At 60.3% G+C, this 16,379-nt stretch carries 13 protein-coding genes; 12 read left to right on the forward strand and 1 reads right to left on the reverse strand.

Annotated elements, in window-relative coordinates; genetic code table 11:
• Positions 1-210 precede the first annotated feature (210 nt).
• Together KY495_RS14425 and KY495_RS14430 are read left to right on the forward strand one after the other, a co-directional pair.
• Positions 211-939, forward strand: a complete 729-nt coding sequence (locus KY495_RS14425; protein WP_219880097.1) for a pseudouridine synthase — start codon at positions 211-213, stop codon at positions 937-939.
• A complete protein-coding gene (locus tag KY495_RS14430; protein ID WP_219880098.1) occupies positions 936-1,943 on the forward strand; it encodes a fumarylacetoacetate hydrolase family protein in 1,008 nt (335 codons plus the stop codon). The genes KY495_RS14425 and KY495_RS14430 overlap by 4 nt, the downstream gene beginning before the upstream one ends.
• A gap of 1 nt (position 1,944) precedes the next feature.
• Here the strand turns inward: KY495_RS14430 and KY495_RS14435 are convergent, their stop codons facing one another.
• Positions 1,945-2,433 carry a DUF6328 family protein gene (locus KY495_RS14435; protein WP_219880099.1) on the reverse strand — a complete coding sequence of 163 codons (489 nt, stop codon included), beginning with the start codon at positions 2,431-2,433 and terminating at the stop codon, positions 1,945-1,947.
• A gap of 210 nt (positions 2,434-2,643) precedes the next feature.
• On the opposite strand from KY495_RS14435, the gene KY495_RS14440 reads away from it, so the two are divergent.
• The 10 genes from KY495_RS14440 (at position 2,644) to KY495_RS14485 (ending at position 15,758) form a co-directional block, all read left to right on the forward strand.
• Entirely contained in the window at positions 2,644-5,115 is a 2,472-nt protein-coding gene (locus tag KY495_RS14440; protein WP_229518306.1) for an SLBB domain-containing protein, read from the forward strand.
• Positions 5,116-5,178: 63 nt separating this feature from the next.
• Positions 5,179-6,369 (forward strand): GNVR domain-containing protein, encoded by a 1,191-nt coding sequence (locus KY495_RS14445; protein WP_219880100.1) that lies wholly within the window; start codon positions 5,179-5,181, stop codon positions 6,367-6,369.
• A 65-nt stretch (positions 6,370-6,434) separates the two neighbouring features.
• The gene (locus KY495_RS14450; RefSeq protein WP_219880101.1) at positions 6,435-7,478 is read left to right on the forward strand and encodes a polysaccharide biosynthesis protein; all 1,044 of its coding nucleotides are present in this window, start codon (positions 6,435-6,437) and stop codon (positions 7,476-7,478) included.
• Positions 7,471-8,568, forward strand: a complete 1,098-nt coding sequence (locus KY495_RS14455; RefSeq protein WP_219880102.1) for a DegT/DnrJ/EryC1/StrS aminotransferase family protein — start codon at positions 7,471-7,473, stop codon at positions 8,566-8,568. Before KY495_RS14450 ends, KY495_RS14455 begins: the two co-directional genes overlap by 8 nt.
• Positions 8,569-8,589: 21 nt before the next feature.
• Positions 8,590-9,726 carry a DegT/DnrJ/EryC1/StrS aminotransferase family protein gene (locus KY495_RS14460; RefSeq protein ID WP_219880103.1) on the forward strand — a complete coding sequence of 379 codons (1,137 nt, stop codon included), beginning with the start codon at positions 8,590-8,592 and terminating at the stop codon, positions 9,724-9,726.
• A complete protein-coding gene (locus KY495_RS14465; protein WP_219880104.1) occupies positions 9,680-10,588 on the forward strand; it encodes a hypothetical protein in 909 nt (302 codons plus the stop codon). The genes KY495_RS14460 and KY495_RS14465 overlap by 47 nt, the downstream gene beginning before the upstream one ends.
• Before the next feature lie 72 nt (positions 10,589-10,660).
• Positions 10,661-12,166: an oligosaccharide flippase family protein gene (locus KY495_RS14470; RefSeq protein WP_219880105.1), complete on the forward strand. Its 1,506-nt coding sequence runs from the start codon at positions 10,661-10,663 to the stop codon at positions 12,164-12,166.
• Complete coding sequence (locus tag KY495_RS14475; protein WP_219880106.1) at positions 12,163-13,467, forward strand: glycosyltransferase family 2 protein; 1,305 nt, start codon at positions 12,163-12,165, stop codon at positions 13,465-13,467. The genes KY495_RS14470 and KY495_RS14475 overlap by 4 nt, the downstream gene beginning before the upstream one ends.
• Positions 13,454-14,584: a glycosyltransferase gene (locus KY495_RS14480; RefSeq protein WP_267876157.1), complete on the forward strand. Its 1,131-nt coding sequence runs from the start codon at positions 13,454-13,456 to the stop codon at positions 14,582-14,584. Before KY495_RS14475 ends, KY495_RS14480 begins: the two co-directional genes overlap by 14 nt.
• Before the next feature lie 7 nt (positions 14,585-14,591).
• Positions 14,592-15,758, forward strand: a complete 1,167-nt coding sequence (locus KY495_RS14485; protein ID WP_219880108.1) for a hypothetical protein — start codon at positions 14,592-14,594, stop codon at positions 15,756-15,758.
• The last annotated feature ends 621 nt before the right edge of the window (positions 15,759-16,379 follow it).

Here is a 16,379-nt window from a genome sequence, read left to right on the forward strand (position 1 = left end):
TTTGGTAAGGAATCCTTGTTGCCATTCAGCCGATTCCTAACGATGGCTCAGTGTAACAATCACTCTCTCGCCACCCTTGATTTTTCTCAAACCGGGCCAAAACCCCTTCATAATTTCCGTAGGCTGTAGGGAAATTCCTATCTGGCTGCTAGCTAGTTGCAGTACCAGCTATCTGGCGCCCGGTGTGGCGCATCTGGTACAGTCTCGCCCATGAGTAAATTATCCCTGGACCGCATCCTGCAATCGCAGGGCTTTGGCACGCGCAAGTACTGTCGTGCATTGATTGAAGATGGTGAAGTGAGCATTGCTGGCGAAGTCCAAACCAGCTACAAGACCAGCCTGGAGACCGACGGCCTGGTGCTGGATGTCTTTGGCGAGCAATGGGTGGTGCGCGAGCATGTCTATATTGCCCTGCACAAGCCCGCCAATTTCGAATGCTCGCGCAAGCCGAGCCACCATCCTGGCGTACTGACCTTGTTGCCAGAGCAATTTACCTGGCGCGACGTGCAGCCGGTGGGACGACTGGATCACGACACGACCGGCATGCTGCTCATGTCCGACGACGGGCCTTTTATTCACGCCCAATCCTCGCCCAAGCGCCACATCCCCAAAATTTATCAGGCTACGACGGCCGATCCTGTGACGCCGGAACTGGTGGCGCAGCTATTGTCGGGCGTGCAATTGCATGACGAGCCGGCACCACTCGCGGCCCAGCGCTGCGTGCAACTGGGCGAGCGCCAGCTCGAAATCGTGCTGGAGCAAGGCAAGTATCATCAGGTCAAGCGCATGCTGGCCGCCGCCGGCAACCATTGCGCGGCCTTGCACCGCGCCGCCATCGGCGGCCTGACGCTCGACTCGCTGGGTCTGGCCGAAGGAGAGTGGTGTTACCTGGAGAAAGAGCAGCTGGCCTTGCTGGTACCGGCCGAGGCGCAGCCATGAAGCTGGCCACGCTCAAGGACGGCACCCGTGACGGCCAGCTGGCAGTGGTTTCGCGCGACCTCAAGACAGCTTGCGTGGCTGACGGCATCGCGCCCACGCTGCAGGCGGCGCTGGATGACTGGGGCTTCATCGCGCCTCAGCTCAATGAAACGTACCAGCTATTAAATAGCGGACGGGCGCAGCGCAGCTTCGAATTTGAACCGGCGCGCTGCATGGCGCCGCTGCCGCGCGCTTTCCAGTGGGTCGATGGCTCGGCCTATGTCAACCATGTGGAGCTGGTACGCAAGGCGCGCAACGCCGAATTGCCACCGTCATTTTGGGAAGATCCATTGATGTATCAGGGCGGCAGTGACGATTTCCTCGGTCCTACCGACGATATTGTGCTCGCGTACGAGGAATGGGGCATCGATTTCGAGAGTGAGGTGGCCGTCATCACGGGCGACGTGCCCATGGGAGCGACTCCGGACCAGGCTCACCAGCAGATCCGCTTGCTGATGCTGGTCAACGATGTTTCGCTGCGTAACCTGATTCCGCCGGAATTGGCCAAGGGCTTCGGTTTTCTGCAGTCCAAGCCGGCCACCAGCTTCTCGCCGGTTGCCATCACCCCGGATGAACTGGGTGACGCGTGGCAGGGCGGCAAGGTGCACCTGGCACTGCGTTCGACCTTGAATGGCAAGCTGGTGGGGCAGCCGCACGCCGGTGAGGACATGGTTTTCAATTTTCCGCAGCTCATCGCTCACTTGTGCAAGACGCGCAATGCCCGTGCCGGTACCATTGTCGGGTCGGGCACGGTGTCGAATAAAGAAGAAAAGCGGGGCTACTCGTGCATTGCCGAGAAACGCTGCCTGGAAATGATGGCCGATGGGGTGGCCAGCACGCCGTTCATGCTGTTTGGCGACACTATCCGCATCGAAATGCTCGATGCAGCCGGCAAGTCGCTGTTTGGCGCTATCGCGCAGCGCGTGGTCCAGGCTGGCGCACGCAAGGAGGCGCCCAGTGCTTGAGTCAGAATCCGTGGCGACGCTTGAGGTAGAGGGGCAGCATCCACCAGACCGACAAGATGAGGCTGGCCATGATAGCCCCCGATACGATACCCAGCAGGGGGCCGAACACTTCTGAGATAACCATATTGGTGCCCAGAATGAATGCCACGCCAAGGGCACCTGACCCGGCCACAATCTGGCGGCTGGCCATGCGTTTGAAGCGGGCCTTGCTGATCAGTGGGCGCATCAGGCGGTGCTGGATAGCAGGGGCGCTCAACAGGACCAAGCTGGTCAGCGCGCAGAAAAACGTCGCGAGAAAAACGTAGCGTTGGGCTTCGATCACGCCGCGCGCGCCGCCATTGAAAGGTAGCAGGATCAGGAAAGCAGTCAGCATCTGTGCGCCTGGCAGCAAGATCCGTAGTTCGCTGAGCATGTCGCTGAGGTCGCCGTCACCGTGTAGTTCAGAGCGTACGGTTGTTTCAAGTGGCAGCTGAGGCAGATTTTTGGACATGGCGGATAAGTAAGGTGTTGTAACAGGGCGGCAGCGGTCGGCCCGAAATGGGTATTATGATGCAAGGCGGAAATATAGGGCTGTCCGTTCGCAAGAATTCCTCCAATCACGACGCGCGTCACGGTTCACAAGAAACCCTCGACTTGAATTGTTTTAATGTAAAATGCGGGCGGTATTTGTAGGCCCACGTTCTTCCACCTCTAACATCCGATGCTAAAATTTTCCCGCCTGATCATTACTGGCCTGCTGGCCGCGGCTTGCGCATCCGCAGCAAGTCAGGATAAATCGGACTACTTCGGGCAGAGCCCATCGCAGGGCGACATCCCCAATGCGTCTGCTCCGTCCAAGCGCGTCATTATTACCAACAGCGGCGAAGAGCGGTTCCAGGAAGGTGATGTGAGCCGGGAAACCGGTCTTCAGCGTGAACGCCGCGTCGATAGTTATGTTGAGCCGGTGGAAACGGATTTCGGTGAGGAGGAGCCAGTCATTCGCCGCCGTGATGAGTCGGGATCTGTTCCATTGACTCCGCAGCAAATGCAACAGGCCGAACGCCAGCAGGAATTGCAACAGCAGCGCCTGAAGCGCCAGCGCGCCAAGAAGCCGGCTACTGCTTTTCAGAAATTTGTGTTTGACAGCTCGGGCCTGAAATTGCCCGTGTTTGGCGCTGACTTTTTTAACAAGCCCGCCTCGACCGTTGCGCCGGCCATCGGCGCTCCTGTGCCAACTGACTACATTTTAGGGATCGGCGACGAGTTGCTGATCCGCGGATGGGGCAGCATCGATATTGACCTGCGCGCCAAGATTGACCGCAATGGCCTGATTTCCATTCCGACGGTGGGTTCGGTCGTGCTTGCTGGCGTTCGCGCAGGCGATGCCGAGGCAGTTGTACGGGCCGCCGTGGCCCGCCTGTACAAAGGCGTAACGATTAACGTCACGTTCGGCAAGCTGCGTGCGATTACCGTCTATGTCGTAGGGCAGGCCAACCGTCCGGGCACCTATACTGTCTCGAGTTTGTCGACGCTTGTCACGGCTGTCTTTGCCAGTGGCGGACCGAATGCCAACGGCAGCCTGCGCCAAATTCAGGTCAAACGCGGCGGCGTGGTGGCGGCTGAACTGGACTTGTACAATTTCATTGCTCGTGGCGATAAATCAGGCGACATCAAGCTGCGCGACGGCGACACCATCTTTATTCCGAGCGCCAGCGGCCATGTGGCCTTGGTGGGCAAGATCAATTCCCCTGCCATCTATGAGTTACGCGGCAAGGGCGACACGGTCGCGTCCTTGCTCGAAGTGGCTGGCGGCATGCCGGTAGTGGCGGATCCGCGCAGAGCTTTCCTTGAACGCATTGACCCTTCACGTAACCAGCCGCGCAGCGTCGAACAATTCGCGCTTGACAGCGATGGCTTGGGTCGCACCCTTAAGAATGGCGACCTGCTCCACATAACGTCGATTACGCCGGAGTTTTCCAATGGCGTGATCTTGCGTGGCAATGTGGACCAGCCGGTGCGTGCCCCTTACCGCCCTGGCATGCGGGTAAGCGACTTGATTCCGTCGCGCGCTTACCTCATGACGCGTAAATCACTTAACCGTCAGAACCGCGCAGTCAGTGAAGATGAGAAAAAATTTAGCTCAGGCGAACCCGGTACCCCGGAGGACGATCTGCAGCAGGATCAGGAGAAGGTCGCCGCGCGCATCGGCAGCATGGTCGACGAGGTGAATTGGGAATATGCCGTGATTGAGCGGCTAAATCGCGACACTTTGACCATCTCGCTGATTCCGTTTAACCTGGGGCGGGTGTTCACTGCGCCGGGCAGCGCTGATAATGTATTGCTACAACCTGGCGATACCGTGACCGTGTTTTCCCAGAATGACATGGCCGTTCCCCTCGACAAGCGGCGGGTGTTCGTGCGAGTTGAAGGTGAAGTCAACGCGCCAGGGGTATACCAGATGACGGCAGGCGAAAACTTGCAGTCGCTGCTGGCGCGCGCTGGTGGACCGACTTCCAATGCCTATCTGTTCGGCACAGCCTTTTATCGAGAACAGGTTCGCAAGGAGCAGGAAATGAACTTGGAGAAAGCCGCGAATCGGCTTGAGACCCAGTTGCGCAATGAGCAGTCGCGTCTCGTTGCCAACGTGCGAGGCACGGTTGACCCTGCATCCATCGAGGCGCGCCGCCAGGCAGACCTGGCCTCCGGCCGCGAAGCCATCGCCCGCTTGCGTGCGCTCAAGCCGACCGGACGTATTGCCTTCGGCTTGGATCCGAAAGCTACGGCTTTCCACCGTCTGCCAGCGCTGAAGCTGGAGGATGGCGACCGCCTCGTCATCCCAGCCAAAGTCGAGTTCGTGCATGTGTTCGGTTCGGTAAATGCTGAGGCCTCGCCCCTGTGGCGCCCCAATGGCCGCGTCAGCGATTATCTCAAAATGGTGGGCCTGACCCCGGAGGCCGATGTCGACAATGTATTCATCCTGCGAGTGGACGGCAGCGTGGTCTCGCGCGATTCCGGACGTTGGCTGTTTGGCGGCTTTGGCGGTGTGTTGGTGATGCCGGGCGATAGCATCGTCGTGCCAGAGAAGTTCGACAAGGAAACCGGGTGGACCAAGTTTGTTCAGGGCACCAAGGAATGGGCCCAAATTTTCGCCAATCTCGGCCTTGGCGCCGCCGCGATTCAGGTACTCAAATAACAGGGTGGCGGGGCGTCCCTCCGCGGCCGCCCCCCTTCTGCGCCACACTAACTTAATACAATCATGAGCGAAACTTCGTTGACGATTTCGAATGAACCGACTCGCGCGGTACTCGGCATGGGCTTAATCGACATGCTCATCGCTCTTGCGCGCCGCAAGAAGCTGGTGCTCGGGCTCCCGCTGGCCAGTGCTTGCGCTGCCGCCCTGATTTCGCTCGCCCTGCCCAACACTTATCGCGCCGATACCAAGCTCTTGCCGCCGCAGCAATCACAAGGTGGTGCAGCCGCACTGTTGGCGCAACTTGGCGGCGTGGCTGCGGCTGCCGGGAGTGCTGCCGGCATCAAAAATCCGGGCGACCTGTATGTTGCTATGTTGCGTAGCCGTACCGTTACAGACAAGCTGGTCAACCGTTTTCAGCTTAAGACGGTCTATGGTGCCAAAATGCACGAGCAGGCACGGGAAGCTCTCGACGGCAACACTGTTATCGCAGCCGGCAAGGATGGCGTAATCCGGATTGACGTGGAAGACCGCGACCCCAAGCTAGCGGTGGCGCTCGCCAATGCCTATGCGGCCGAGCTGCTGAACTTGACCAAGTCGCTCGCGGTCAGCGAAGCATCGCAGCGGCGCTTGTTTTTCGAGCGCCAGTTCGAGGCGGCCAAGGACAATCTGGCCGGCGCCGAGGTCGAGCTGAAGCGCGCACTTGATACACGCGGGGTCATCAGCGTCGATGGGCAGAGCAGGGCGATGGTCGAAACGGTCGGAAGGCTGCGCGCCCAGATCGCTGCCAAGGAAATTGAATTGGCGGCCATGGCGGCATTTGTTACGCCGCAAAACCCCAACTACCAACGGGTGCAGCAGGAACTTGCGAGCATGAAGGGTGAGTTGGGACGCCAGGAAAATGGCAGCAGCGACAAGGGGACGGCGGGAAATATGCCCCAGACCGGCTTGGAAAACATTAAGATATTGCGCGACGTCAAGTATTACCAAATGTTGTATGAACTGCTGGGCAAGCAATACGAACTGGCACGTCTGGACGAGGCCAAGGAAGGGGCGATCGTGCAGATACTCGATCCGGCCGTAGAGCCCGAGCGAAAGTACAAGCCGCGGCGCTCCATCATTGTCATCAGCTTCTTCATGCTTGGCTTGCTCCTGGCAATGCTGATCGCCATTTTGTTGGAAGGACTCGACAACCTGAGAGATTCACCGTTGCGGTTGAAATGGATGGCCCTGAAATCGGCACTGAAGTTTCGTTAAATTAAAGGCATAGGTCCGCTACGCCGCGTTGGCGGATCGGTTGTGTCGATCTATAGGGAAAATGAATGTTAGACGAAAAAGAAATCAGATCAGTTATTTCCGGAAAGCGGATATTGGTTACCGGTGGAACCGGAAGTTTTGGTCATGAGATATTGCGCGAACTGATCAAGTATGATCCCGCGTCGATTACCGTCTTCAGCCGTGACGAAAAGAAACAGCATGATCTGCGCTTGCTATACGCGCACATCAGGCAAATTGGCTTCATGATCGGCGACGTGCGTGACTACGCGCGTGTACGCGAAGCGATGCGCGGTCAGCAAATCGTGTTTCACGCCGCCGCCCTGAAGCAGGTGCCGGCCTGCGAGAACGCGCCTTATGAGGCGGTGCTGACAAATATCGTGGGCGCCGAAAATGTGCGCCGTGCAGCTATCGATGCCGATGTCCATACGGTTGTTTCGGTGAGCACCGACAAGGCCGTCAAGCCAGTCAATGTGATGGGCATGTCAAAGGCGATTCAAGAGCGTATCATGCAGCAGCCGCTCGACTGTGGCACGAAGTTCATCTGCGTGCGTTATGGCAACGTGCTCGGTAGCCGTGGCAGTATTGTGCCCCTCTTCGTCGAACGCATCATGGCCGGTTTGCCGATCCCGATCACACATCCGGGTATGACACGCTTCCAGCTGTCGCTGTCTGAAGCGGTCAAGCTGGTTTTTTGGGCAACGGTGCGGGGAACATCGGGCGATATGTGGGTCAAGAAGATGCCTTCGATAAATATCGTAGATCTGGGCGCGCACCTGGCGTACGGACTGACGGGCAAAGAAGAGTATCCAAGCACCATCATCGGTACCCGGCCTGGCGAAAAGCTGCACGAGGTTCTAGTGTCGGAAGAGGAAATGTGGCGCGCCGTCGAGTACCCAGGCCACTTTCTCATTCCGTCCTGGCGCGAGTCGTTCGAGGTCAACGGCAGCGTCGTACCGAATCTGACGGAATATTCATCAGCATCGGTGGACTTCCTCACTCGCGAGCAATCCCTGGCCATGCTGCGCGATGATGGCTGGATTGCCGAAAGTGGATATGGTCCCGGTCCCAAACTGGCGCTCTATGACTGAGCCGGCGATTCCCTTGGTGAGGGTCGCCATGGCGCCCGAGGAGGTACTGTGGCCGCTCCTGCGCGAGGTGCTCTACAGCGGCCAGATTGGCGAGGGCGCCACTGTGGCCGAATTCGAAAGCCGTTTTGCCGACAATTTCAAGCTGCCCCGTGCATTTTCGTTTCATAGCGGTACCGCCGCATTGCACTGTGCGCTGGTACTTGCCGGTGTCCGGCACGGGGACGAAGTTATTTCAACCCCGATGACGGCCGAGCCAACTAATCTCGCCATCTTGCATGCTGGTGGGCGCGTTGTGTGGGCCGACGTCGACCCGTGCTCGGGCAATATGGATCCTGAATCGATCGCCGCCCGCATCACGCCGCGCACGCGTGCCATCCTGGTGGTGCATTATGGCGGGCTGCCGGTGCGGCTGGCCGAAATACAGGCCATCGCCGCCCGGCATGGAATTCCCGTCATTGAGGACTGCGCACATGCACTGGGGGCAAGATATAATGGTCAGGCTATCGGTACACTGGCCGAATTTGGCATGTACTCGCTGCAGGCAATCAAGCACATGACCACCGTCGACGGGGGGATGCTTACGATGCGCGACTCGGATCTGGTGACGCGCACCAAGACGTTCCGCTGGTTCGGCATGGAGCGCGGGGTCGACCGTTCCAAGGTCGATATCACGGAGGTGGGTTACAAATATCACATGAACAACGTCACGGCTGCCATCGGTCTGGCGCAGTTGACCATCATCGATGACTTGATCGGCCGCCACAAGGCCAACGGTCGCTGGTTCGATACTACCCTGCCGGCCATTGCGGGCATCGAAGTCGCTCGTTTCGATCCCGCCGCCGATCCCTCTTACTGGTTCTATACTCTGCTCAGCGACGACAGCGCGGCCGTGCTGGCCCGTCTCGCCGAGCGCGGCATCAGCGCATCGAAGCTGCATCGTCCCAATAACCAGCATTCTATTTTTGCCGACGCCGCGCGCGAACTGCCTGGCCTCGATGCGTTCTATCGCCGCATGCTGCATATCCCGTGCGGCTGGTGGGTGGGTGACCTAGAGCGCGAGCGCATTGCCGATGCGCTGCGGGCTGGATAACTACTGTTTGCCAGGTTCCACATGATTGCTCTGTATAAAGTGTTTAACGATGGCGCCTGCGAGGCTGCAGCGTTGTCCGTGCTGCGTTCGGGCCAGGTGGCAAGCGGGCCCGCGGTCGAACAGTTCCGCCAGGGCGTGGGGCGTATGCTGGGTAATGAGCGGGTGGTTACCACTGACAATATGTCCTCGGCCATGACGCTGGCGTTGCGGCTGGCCGGGGTGGGCGAAGGTGACGAGGTGCTGTGCTCACCGTTTGCCTGCATGGCCACCAATTCGCCCATTGCGCACGCGGGCGCACGTCCGGTCTGGGTTGATATCGATCCCCGCAGTGCTGTACCTATGATCGACTCGGCGCTCGCCGCCATCACGCCGCGCTCGAAAGCCATCATCATCTACCATTTCGCAGGCTTTCCTGCCTGGAATGAGCCTCTCGTGCAGGCCTGCCGCAAGCGCGGGATTGCCGTGATTGAGGACTGCGACAATGCCCTCGGCGCCACCGTCGACGGACGTCCGGCCGGCAGTCTGGGTGATTATGCAGTGCTGTCGTTCTCGCCTATCCGCCAGCTCAGCTGTATCGAGGGCGGGGCGCTGGTCTGCCGCACAGAGGATGACTTCCAGCGTGCGTTGCGGCTCAAGCGCTTTGGCTACCACCCGGTGATGTTTCGCGATGCAAGCGGAGAGATCAATGAGGCCGAAGACGTGGCCGAGATTGGCTGGTCGGCCGGCTTGAACAATCTGTGCTCGGCCATTGGCGCGGCCCAGTTGCCCACTTATGCACAGCGGCTGGCTCAGGCCAGGCGCCATGTAGCGATGCTGCGCGAAGCCCTGGCCGGCTTGGCCGGCATCGAACCAATGCACGCACAGCCGGGCTGCGAGCCTGCTCCGTGGGTGTTGCCTTTGCTGGCGCAGCGGCGTGATGCGCTACTGGCCTGGCTTAAATCCAATGGGATCGCTGCCTCTAAGATGCACTACCGTAATGATCGCTATTCTGGCTTCAGTGCCGCCTCGCGCGACTTGCCCGGCGTAAGTGCCTTCAGTGCACGCATGCTTGGTATTCCCTGTGGCTGGTGGCTGGACCCGCAGCAGCTTCAGTTTATCATCGAGCGCCTGCATGCGTTCGTCGCACAAGGCATTTCGGAGGGAGATATCCATGAATGACGTCAGTATCAGCGGCCCCGGTCGGGTCGAAATTGGCCAACATTGCAGCATCGGGCGCAATGTCCGGGTCATATTTTCCGGCCCTGACAGCGTGCTTGCCCTGGGCGACTGTGTAACCTTAGGCGACAACGTCAAGCTCATCGTGGCAGCGGGCAGCGTTCGCATTGGCGACTGGAGCGCGCTACATGAAAATACGCTGGTGCTGTGCACCGGCGGCGTCGATATCGCCCAGCATTGCTGGTTCGGCCAAAACACCATCCTTGACGGCACCGGCGGGCTGCGAATCGACGATGGCGTCAGGGTCGGCATGTATTCGCAAATCTGGTCGCATGTGGGCGCCGGCGAGTTGATCGAGGGCTGCACCCTGCTGGCCGAGCGTCCTGTGCATATCGAGTCCGATGTATGGCTCGTGGGCAGCTGCATCGTCTCGCCAGGCGTCGTGGTGCGGCGGCGCACGGTTGCCTTGATCGGTTCAAACTTGACCAAGGACACTGCCGCCAGCAGTGTGATGGCAGGGGCGCCAGCCAAGCCGAAGGAACAGATGGCTTTCTACACCCCGCTGACGTTGGAGGCCAAGTTTGCCATGCTCACCGTCTGGCTTGCCGAGTTTGCGGCTAACTCAGGTTATGTGCTCCTAAGCGCCACTGACGAGCTGACCGTACATGGCGAGGGCGAGTGGGTGCGCTTCGTACGCACCGCCGAGCAGTTCGCGCAGGCCGCGGCAGGGGCGCGCAGCCCCGGGGGGACACTATGCTGTGTTGAGAACAAGCTCTACCTCAAGTGCCTTGGCATGCTTGAACGCCGCCTATTGAAGTTTTTAGGCGGCAATAAGGCGCGCTTTTACACTGCGCCGCGCCTCTGATCGACTTGCATGTGTCATGCGAGCTGCAGTGTTGCAGCGGTGGCGCATGCCTATTTTTAGCGTAAGGATTCCGTGATTCGTCGAAATGCGATCGCCAATATGCTGGGCCGCGCATGGGGAGTGCTATCGGTCTATCTCTTCCTCCCCGTATATGTTGACCTGCTGGGGGTTTCCGCGTTCGGCCTGGTGGGCTTTTACACGACCTTGCTGGGGGTGCTGGCATTTGCCGACCTGGGCTTTACAGCGACCTTGAACCGGGAGATGGCGCGCCTGGCCGTCCTGCCCGACGCCGGCCAACAAATGCGCACTCTGGTGCGAACCTATGAAATGTGCTATTTGGTGCTGGCTACCGGGATCGGTGCGCTCATCTGGCTGCTGGCGCCAGCCATTGCTGCTGACTGGCTCAACACAGGTACACTGGCACACGCCGAGGTCGTTCTCGCCATTCGCGTCATGGGGCTGGCGGTGGCCTGCCAGCTGCCCACCTCGTTGTATATCGGCGGTCTGACAGGCCTCCAATTGCAGGTCAACGTCAATCTGCTGCAAGTGTTGTGGGGTATCTATCGAGGAGTGGGCAGCGTGCTGGCGCTGTCAATACTATCGCCCACCATCGTCGTTTTCGCGTTTGCCCAGTTGCTCGCCAATGCGGTGTATCTGCTGGCGGCGCGACGCGCCATCTGGCACTGCGGTGCGCTGGATGGACCGGAGCGGGCGCGCTTTTCCTGGGGCGCCTTGACTTCGAGCTGGCGTTATTCGGCCGGCATGGCAGGAATGGCCGTGATCTCGATCAGTCTGACCCAGCTCGACAAGCTGGTGGTAAGCAAGATGTTGCCACTGGCAGATCTCGGATATTACACGCTCGCCGGCACTTTAGCCGCCGTGCCCATGATGCTGGCAAGCCCGCTCGCCGTGGCGGTGTTTCCACGAATGACTGCGCTGGTGGCCGTTGGCGACAGCGTGGCTTTTGCCACCCTCTACATGCGCACCAGCACGCTCGTGGCAGCCCTGGTGGTCCCCGGCACACTGGCCATTGCCTTGTTTGCCGCAGAGTTCTTGAGTGCCTGGACCGGCAACCCAGCAGCTGGAGCGGCGGCCGGGCAAGCCGGTGGCCTTCTGTTACTGGGCCAGCTCCTTCAAGCGTTGACCATCGTCCCATACTATGTGGCGCTGGCCCATGGCAATGTGGCACTCAACTTGCGCATTGGCGTCATTTCGGCCGTGCTGCTGCTTCCTTTGCTGCTCCTGACGGTGCGCCACGGCGGTCTGGACGGCGCCGCGCTGGCGTGGCTGTTGCTCAACTTGTGTGTCTTCCCTCCGTATATGTATTTTCTGCACCGCCGTTTTGTGCCAGGCTACCTTGGACCTTGGCTGGCCCGGGTGGTACTGCTACCAACTGCAACGGCCTTGCCACCACTGCTGCTGGCCAGGCTGGTGTATCCGGCAGGACTCAACCGCTTCAGCGTGATCGCTTACATCATCGTCGCAGCCGGCGCCGCGTGCGCCTGTACCCTGGCGGCCATGCCTGCCGCGCGCCAGTTTATCATTCAACAGTTCCCTTTTTCCTGGAGACGCGCGTGACCGCCTCGATCCATCTTGACCCCGCCGCCCCTCTGTTGAGCGTGGTGATTGCGACCCGCAACCGGGTGATCTACTGCCAATCGGCCATCGAAAGCATCTTGGCCATTCCTGATACCCGCCTCGAGCTGGTGATCCAAGATAACAGCGACACCCGGGAACTGGCCGATTGGGTGGCTTGCCGGGCTTCGGACGCACGTCTGCGCTATCGCTACACGCCGCCGCCCCTGTCGTCGATCGGTAATTTTAACGCGGCCTTGGAACTGGCAAGCGGAGAATACGTGTGCCTCATTGGCGACGACGATGGCATCAATCCGGAAATCCTCGACGCCGCCGCCTGGGCCCAAGCGCATCATATCGATTCCATCGGTGGGCGCTGCCGTGTGAATTATCTGTGGGGGGGCAGTGGTGCCCCATCGACCCTGTTTACCCGTGTGGGCGGGGCGGAGATGGCAATCGAACCGTTCGTCGACACGATCAGCCTTGTTGATGTGCCGCAGCAAATGGCCGCGCTGATGGATAACGGCGGCGTGTATTATCTTGATTTCCAACTGCCGAAGATGTACCACGGTCTGGTACGGCGTGCCTGCCTGGAGCAGATCCGCAGCCGCACGGGGCACTACGTGGGCGGCCTCAGTCCTGACATCTATTCCTCGCTGGCGGTGGCGTGCGTGGCACAACGCGTCGCGGTAACGGATTACCCATTGACCATTCCAGGCGCCTGTGGCGCCAGCACGTCAGTCGTGGAAGGATCGATCAAAAGGCACTCAAAACGGATTGAAGATGCACCGCACTGGCGTGCGCGTGAAGATTACCAATGGTCCCCTATGGTGCCGCGCCTGTATTCGGTGGAGACCATCTGGTCCGAATCGGCGCTCGTCGCGCTCGCGGAGATGGGACGTGACGATCTCGTGGCGCGCTTCAACCTGCCCAGGATGGCCGCCTTCTGCTTTGCCAACAACCGCGCTGTGGCTGACATCCTCCGGCGCGAGCTACCGGCAGCACTGCGCGCACGAGGCGAAAATCTGGCCTGGGGCGCCTTGCGCTTTGGCGCTGGCCTGGCCAGCGGGCCGGGCCCAGCCTTTGTGCGGCGCGTCTGGAACCGGGTGCTGCTCAGTGCAGGAGTGCGTACCAGGCTCAAGCTTCACGACCTGCCGGATATGCAGGCGGCCAGTGCGGCGCTGGGCGCCTACCTGCGCGCCCATAACCACAGTTTTCAACATTGCATGCGCCACTTCGGCGCAAGCGACGCGGCCCGCAGCGTCCCGGCCTCGCATCTCGCGGGCGGCCATGCACCGCGCTGATAGCCAGCCGCGCCCGCTTGCTTTGTATCTGCCAAGCCTCGAGGTGGGCGGGGCGGAAAAGGTGATGGTAACGCTTGCCAATGCCCTGTGCGCGCGCGGGCACCGGGTTGATTTGCTCTTGGCGCGGGCTCAGGGGCCTTATCTGGAACTGGTGCAGGCCGGGGTCAACGTGGTCGACCTGCGAGCGGCGCGCGTGATGCATAGTTTGCCCCCACTGGTGCGCTATTTACGCCGGGAACGGCCGCTGGCCTTGCTGTCGGCGCTTGACCACTGCAACGTCATCGCGCTGCTGGCCAGGATGTTGGCCAGGGTGCCGCTGCGCGTGGTCATTTCCCTGCATTCGAACTTCACCCATAATGCGGCGCACGATCCGTCGCTCAAGACCCGGCTGTCACGCCACTGGGTACGACCCTTTTACCGGCGCGCCGATGCCGTCGTTGCCGTGTCGCGGGGTGTGGCCGAAGACGCCTGCACTACCACTGGCATCGCGCCGGAGCGGGTATCGGTCATTTACAACCCCGTGGTGTGCGCCGACTGGGATAACCGCTTTAATGCTCCGCTGAACCATCCCTGGTTCGGTCCTGGCCAGCTACCAGTGGTGCTGGGCGTTGGGCGCCTGACTGATGCCAAGCATTTCGATCTGCTCATCGGCGCCTTTGCCAGGCTGCTGTCAAGCCGGCCGGCACGCCTGCTGCTGCTCGGTGAAGGAGGAGAGCGCCCCAAACTTGCCGCGCTGATCGGGCAACTCGGTCTGAAGGATAGTGTCGAGCTGCTCGGTTTTAGCGACAATCCTTATCCGTACATGCGCGAAGCGGCGCTGACGGTTCTGTCGTCTAAGTGGGAAGGTTTTGGCAACGTGCTTGCCGAAGCCCTGGCCTGCGGCAGCCGTGTCGTCAGTACTGACTGCCCCAGTGGACCGGCAGAAATTCTCGAACAGGGGCGCTGGGGGGAACTGGTCGTCGTCGGCGACGCCGCTGCGTTAGCGGCGGCCATGGCGCGCGCGCTGGCCGCACCGCCCCGCGCTGGCGCCGCTGGCGCCGCACGCAGCCGGTTTGGTATCGATACCATCGTTGCGCAGTATGAAGGCGTCCTGATGCCGGCATCGCGCGTAGGTTGAGGAACTCATGGATTTCAGCTTAAGCATAGAACTCCTGCTGGGAACCCTCGCCATTTTCTTGTTTGGCGTCGTGGTGGCGGCGCGCGTGGTCTCCATACCCGTGGCCGTGGCTGTTGCGCTGGCCAAGGCCGTGCTGCCGTTCGCTTATTTCGGTTTCTTTTTCAATCCCGACTGGGCCCTCATTGACGGCATCAAGTATTACGAGTCGGGACAGCACTTCTTGGCAGAGGGGTACACGCCGCTGTCCCTATTTGACCAGGATGCGATCATCTATTCGTTTACCAACAGCGGCGGCCAGCACATTCTCTACGACTGGTACAACCTGATTGCGCAATGGCTGTTCGGCGGCTCCTATGCCGCCCCGGTATACATGAATGTGGCGCTCACCTTTGTGTCGGCCAACTTGCTGCATGGCATTGCTCGCCGCCTGCAGTTTGGCCGCCTGTACTGCAGTGCCTTGTTCGTGATGTTTGCCCTGCACTGGGAACTGCTCAGTTGGTCGAGTATCGCCAACCTCAAAGATTCCCTGGTGTTGCTGCTCACGGTTGCCACGTTTTACGCCGGCCTGGCGCTATTCCAGCAGCGCAGGCTGCGCCATGCACTGGCGTTGCTGGTGCTGCTGTTCCTGTTTTACTGGATCCGTTTTTATGTGCCGCTGCTTATGTTGTGCGCAGTGTTACTTTATGTGTTTTTCGCCAACAGTGGGCGGGCGCGGCTGTACATCATCGCTTCTGCCGCCCTTCTTGCTGGCGTGTATGTTGCGGTGATGGGATGGGCGGCTATCGCCGAGGGCATCGGGCGCCTAGACGCCGGTGCGGGGATGCTCTCTGGCGCCGTCAAAGTGATGCTGATCCCGCGCCCGTGGTCATTGGAGCCGGAGTACACCTTTCTACTGATCCCGTCTCTGCTGCATTGGGCGTTCTTGCCAGCGCTGATCGCCGGCGCCGTGATGCTCTGGCGCCAGGCGCCTGTGTACCGGCTGCTACTCATCTATTTCCTTACAATGTTGTTGTTTTACGGGGCTTTTGAGGAGTTGCAGGGGGCGCGCCAGCGAGTGCAAGTACTGTTTATCTATGCTTGGGCGCAGTTTCATTGCCTGTGGGTTGTATTGGAACGCTTCGGACTGCGCGCAAGCGAGATGCATGGCCCAGCGCCGCGCGCACCAGTACCGTGAGCGGTCCGGCGCACGGCCGTCGCCGCTGCCAGCCTGGGGGGGTATTGCAGGTGGCAGGCGCTGGGCGAACCGAACGCCGACAATTCTGGCCGCGCTGGGCCAAACTTTGCACGCATGCGCAGCATTGTGGTTTGCGGGGAAGGAGGGGTTTGTTTAGGTCATTGCGCCAGGTGTGTGCTGCCCGGACTGCGGGCAACGCCGTGTTCGCTATACTCTGCAGGCACCGGCTTTGCCGCCTGTTTCAGCCTGCTGCGGAAGTGGGGGCGGGAGCAGCTCGCGTGACTGTGATGGATAGCTGGGAAGGGCGGGACCGGCATTTTGTACGCCTGACACTTGGACGCGCCGCGTGTACCTGCACGCGAAGGGCGATCGTTCCGGCCTACTTCGCCTTTTAATGCCAGATTTCCAAGGACGCAGTGGCGCGCCCGGGCACACCCCCGGGGTCGCGTTAGAAAGTGGCAACATGCTATAATTCGTAGTCGATTTGCCTGCGCGGCTCCGCGGCAGGAAGTGGAACCCGGAAATAAGGTAGCGATGGTGGAATGCTGTATCCGCACTATCGCCCGGATCCAACGAAGGCGCAACCGGCCTGTGAGGCTCATTGTGCCTGTGCCTTTTCCC

Source organism: Massilia sp. PAMC28688, assembly GCF_019443445.1.
Lineage (GTDB): Bacteria > Pseudomonadota > Gammaproteobacteria > Burkholderiales > Burkholderiaceae_D > Telluria_A.

Coding starts and splice junctions, on each gene's coding strand:
- KY495_RS14425 (WP_219880097.1), top strand. CDS start 211: ATGAGTAAATTATCCCTGGACCGCATCCTGCAATCGCAGGGCTTTGGC.
- KY495_RS14430 (WP_219880098.1), top strand. CDS start 936: ATGAAGCTGGCCACGCTCAAGGACGGCACCCGTGACGGCCAGCTGGCA.
- KY495_RS14435 (WP_219880099.1), bottom strand. CDS start 2,433: ATGTCCAAAAATCTGCCTCAGCTGCCACTTGAAACAACCGTACGCTCT.
- KY495_RS14440 (WP_229518306.1), top strand. CDS start 2,644: ATGCTAAAATTTTCCCGCCTGATCATTACTGGCCTGCTGGCCGCGGCT.
- KY495_RS14445 (WP_219880100.1), top strand. CDS start 5,179: ATGAGCGAAACTTCGTTGACGATTTCGAATGAACCGACTCGCGCGGTA.
- KY495_RS14450 (WP_219880101.1), top strand. CDS start 6,435: ATGTTAGACGAAAAAGAAATCAGATCAGTTATTTCCGGAAAGCGGATA.
- KY495_RS14455 (WP_219880102.1), top strand. CDS start 7,471: ATGACTGAGCCGGCGATTCCCTTGGTGAGGGTCGCCATGGCGCCCGAG.
- KY495_RS14460 (WP_219880103.1), top strand. CDS start 8,590: ATGATTGCTCTGTATAAAGTGTTTAACGATGGCGCCTGCGAGGCTGCA.
- KY495_RS14465 (WP_219880104.1), top strand. CDS start 9,680: ATGCGTTCGTCGCACAAGGCATTTCGGAGGGAGATATCCATGAATGAC.
- KY495_RS14480 (WP_267876157.1), top strand. CDS start 13,454: ATGCACCGCGCTGATAGCCAGCCGCGCCCGCTTGCTTTGTATCTGCCA.
- KY495_RS14485 (WP_219880108.1), top strand. CDS start 14,592: ATGGATTTCAGCTTAAGCATAGAACTCCTGCTGGGAACCCTCGCCATT.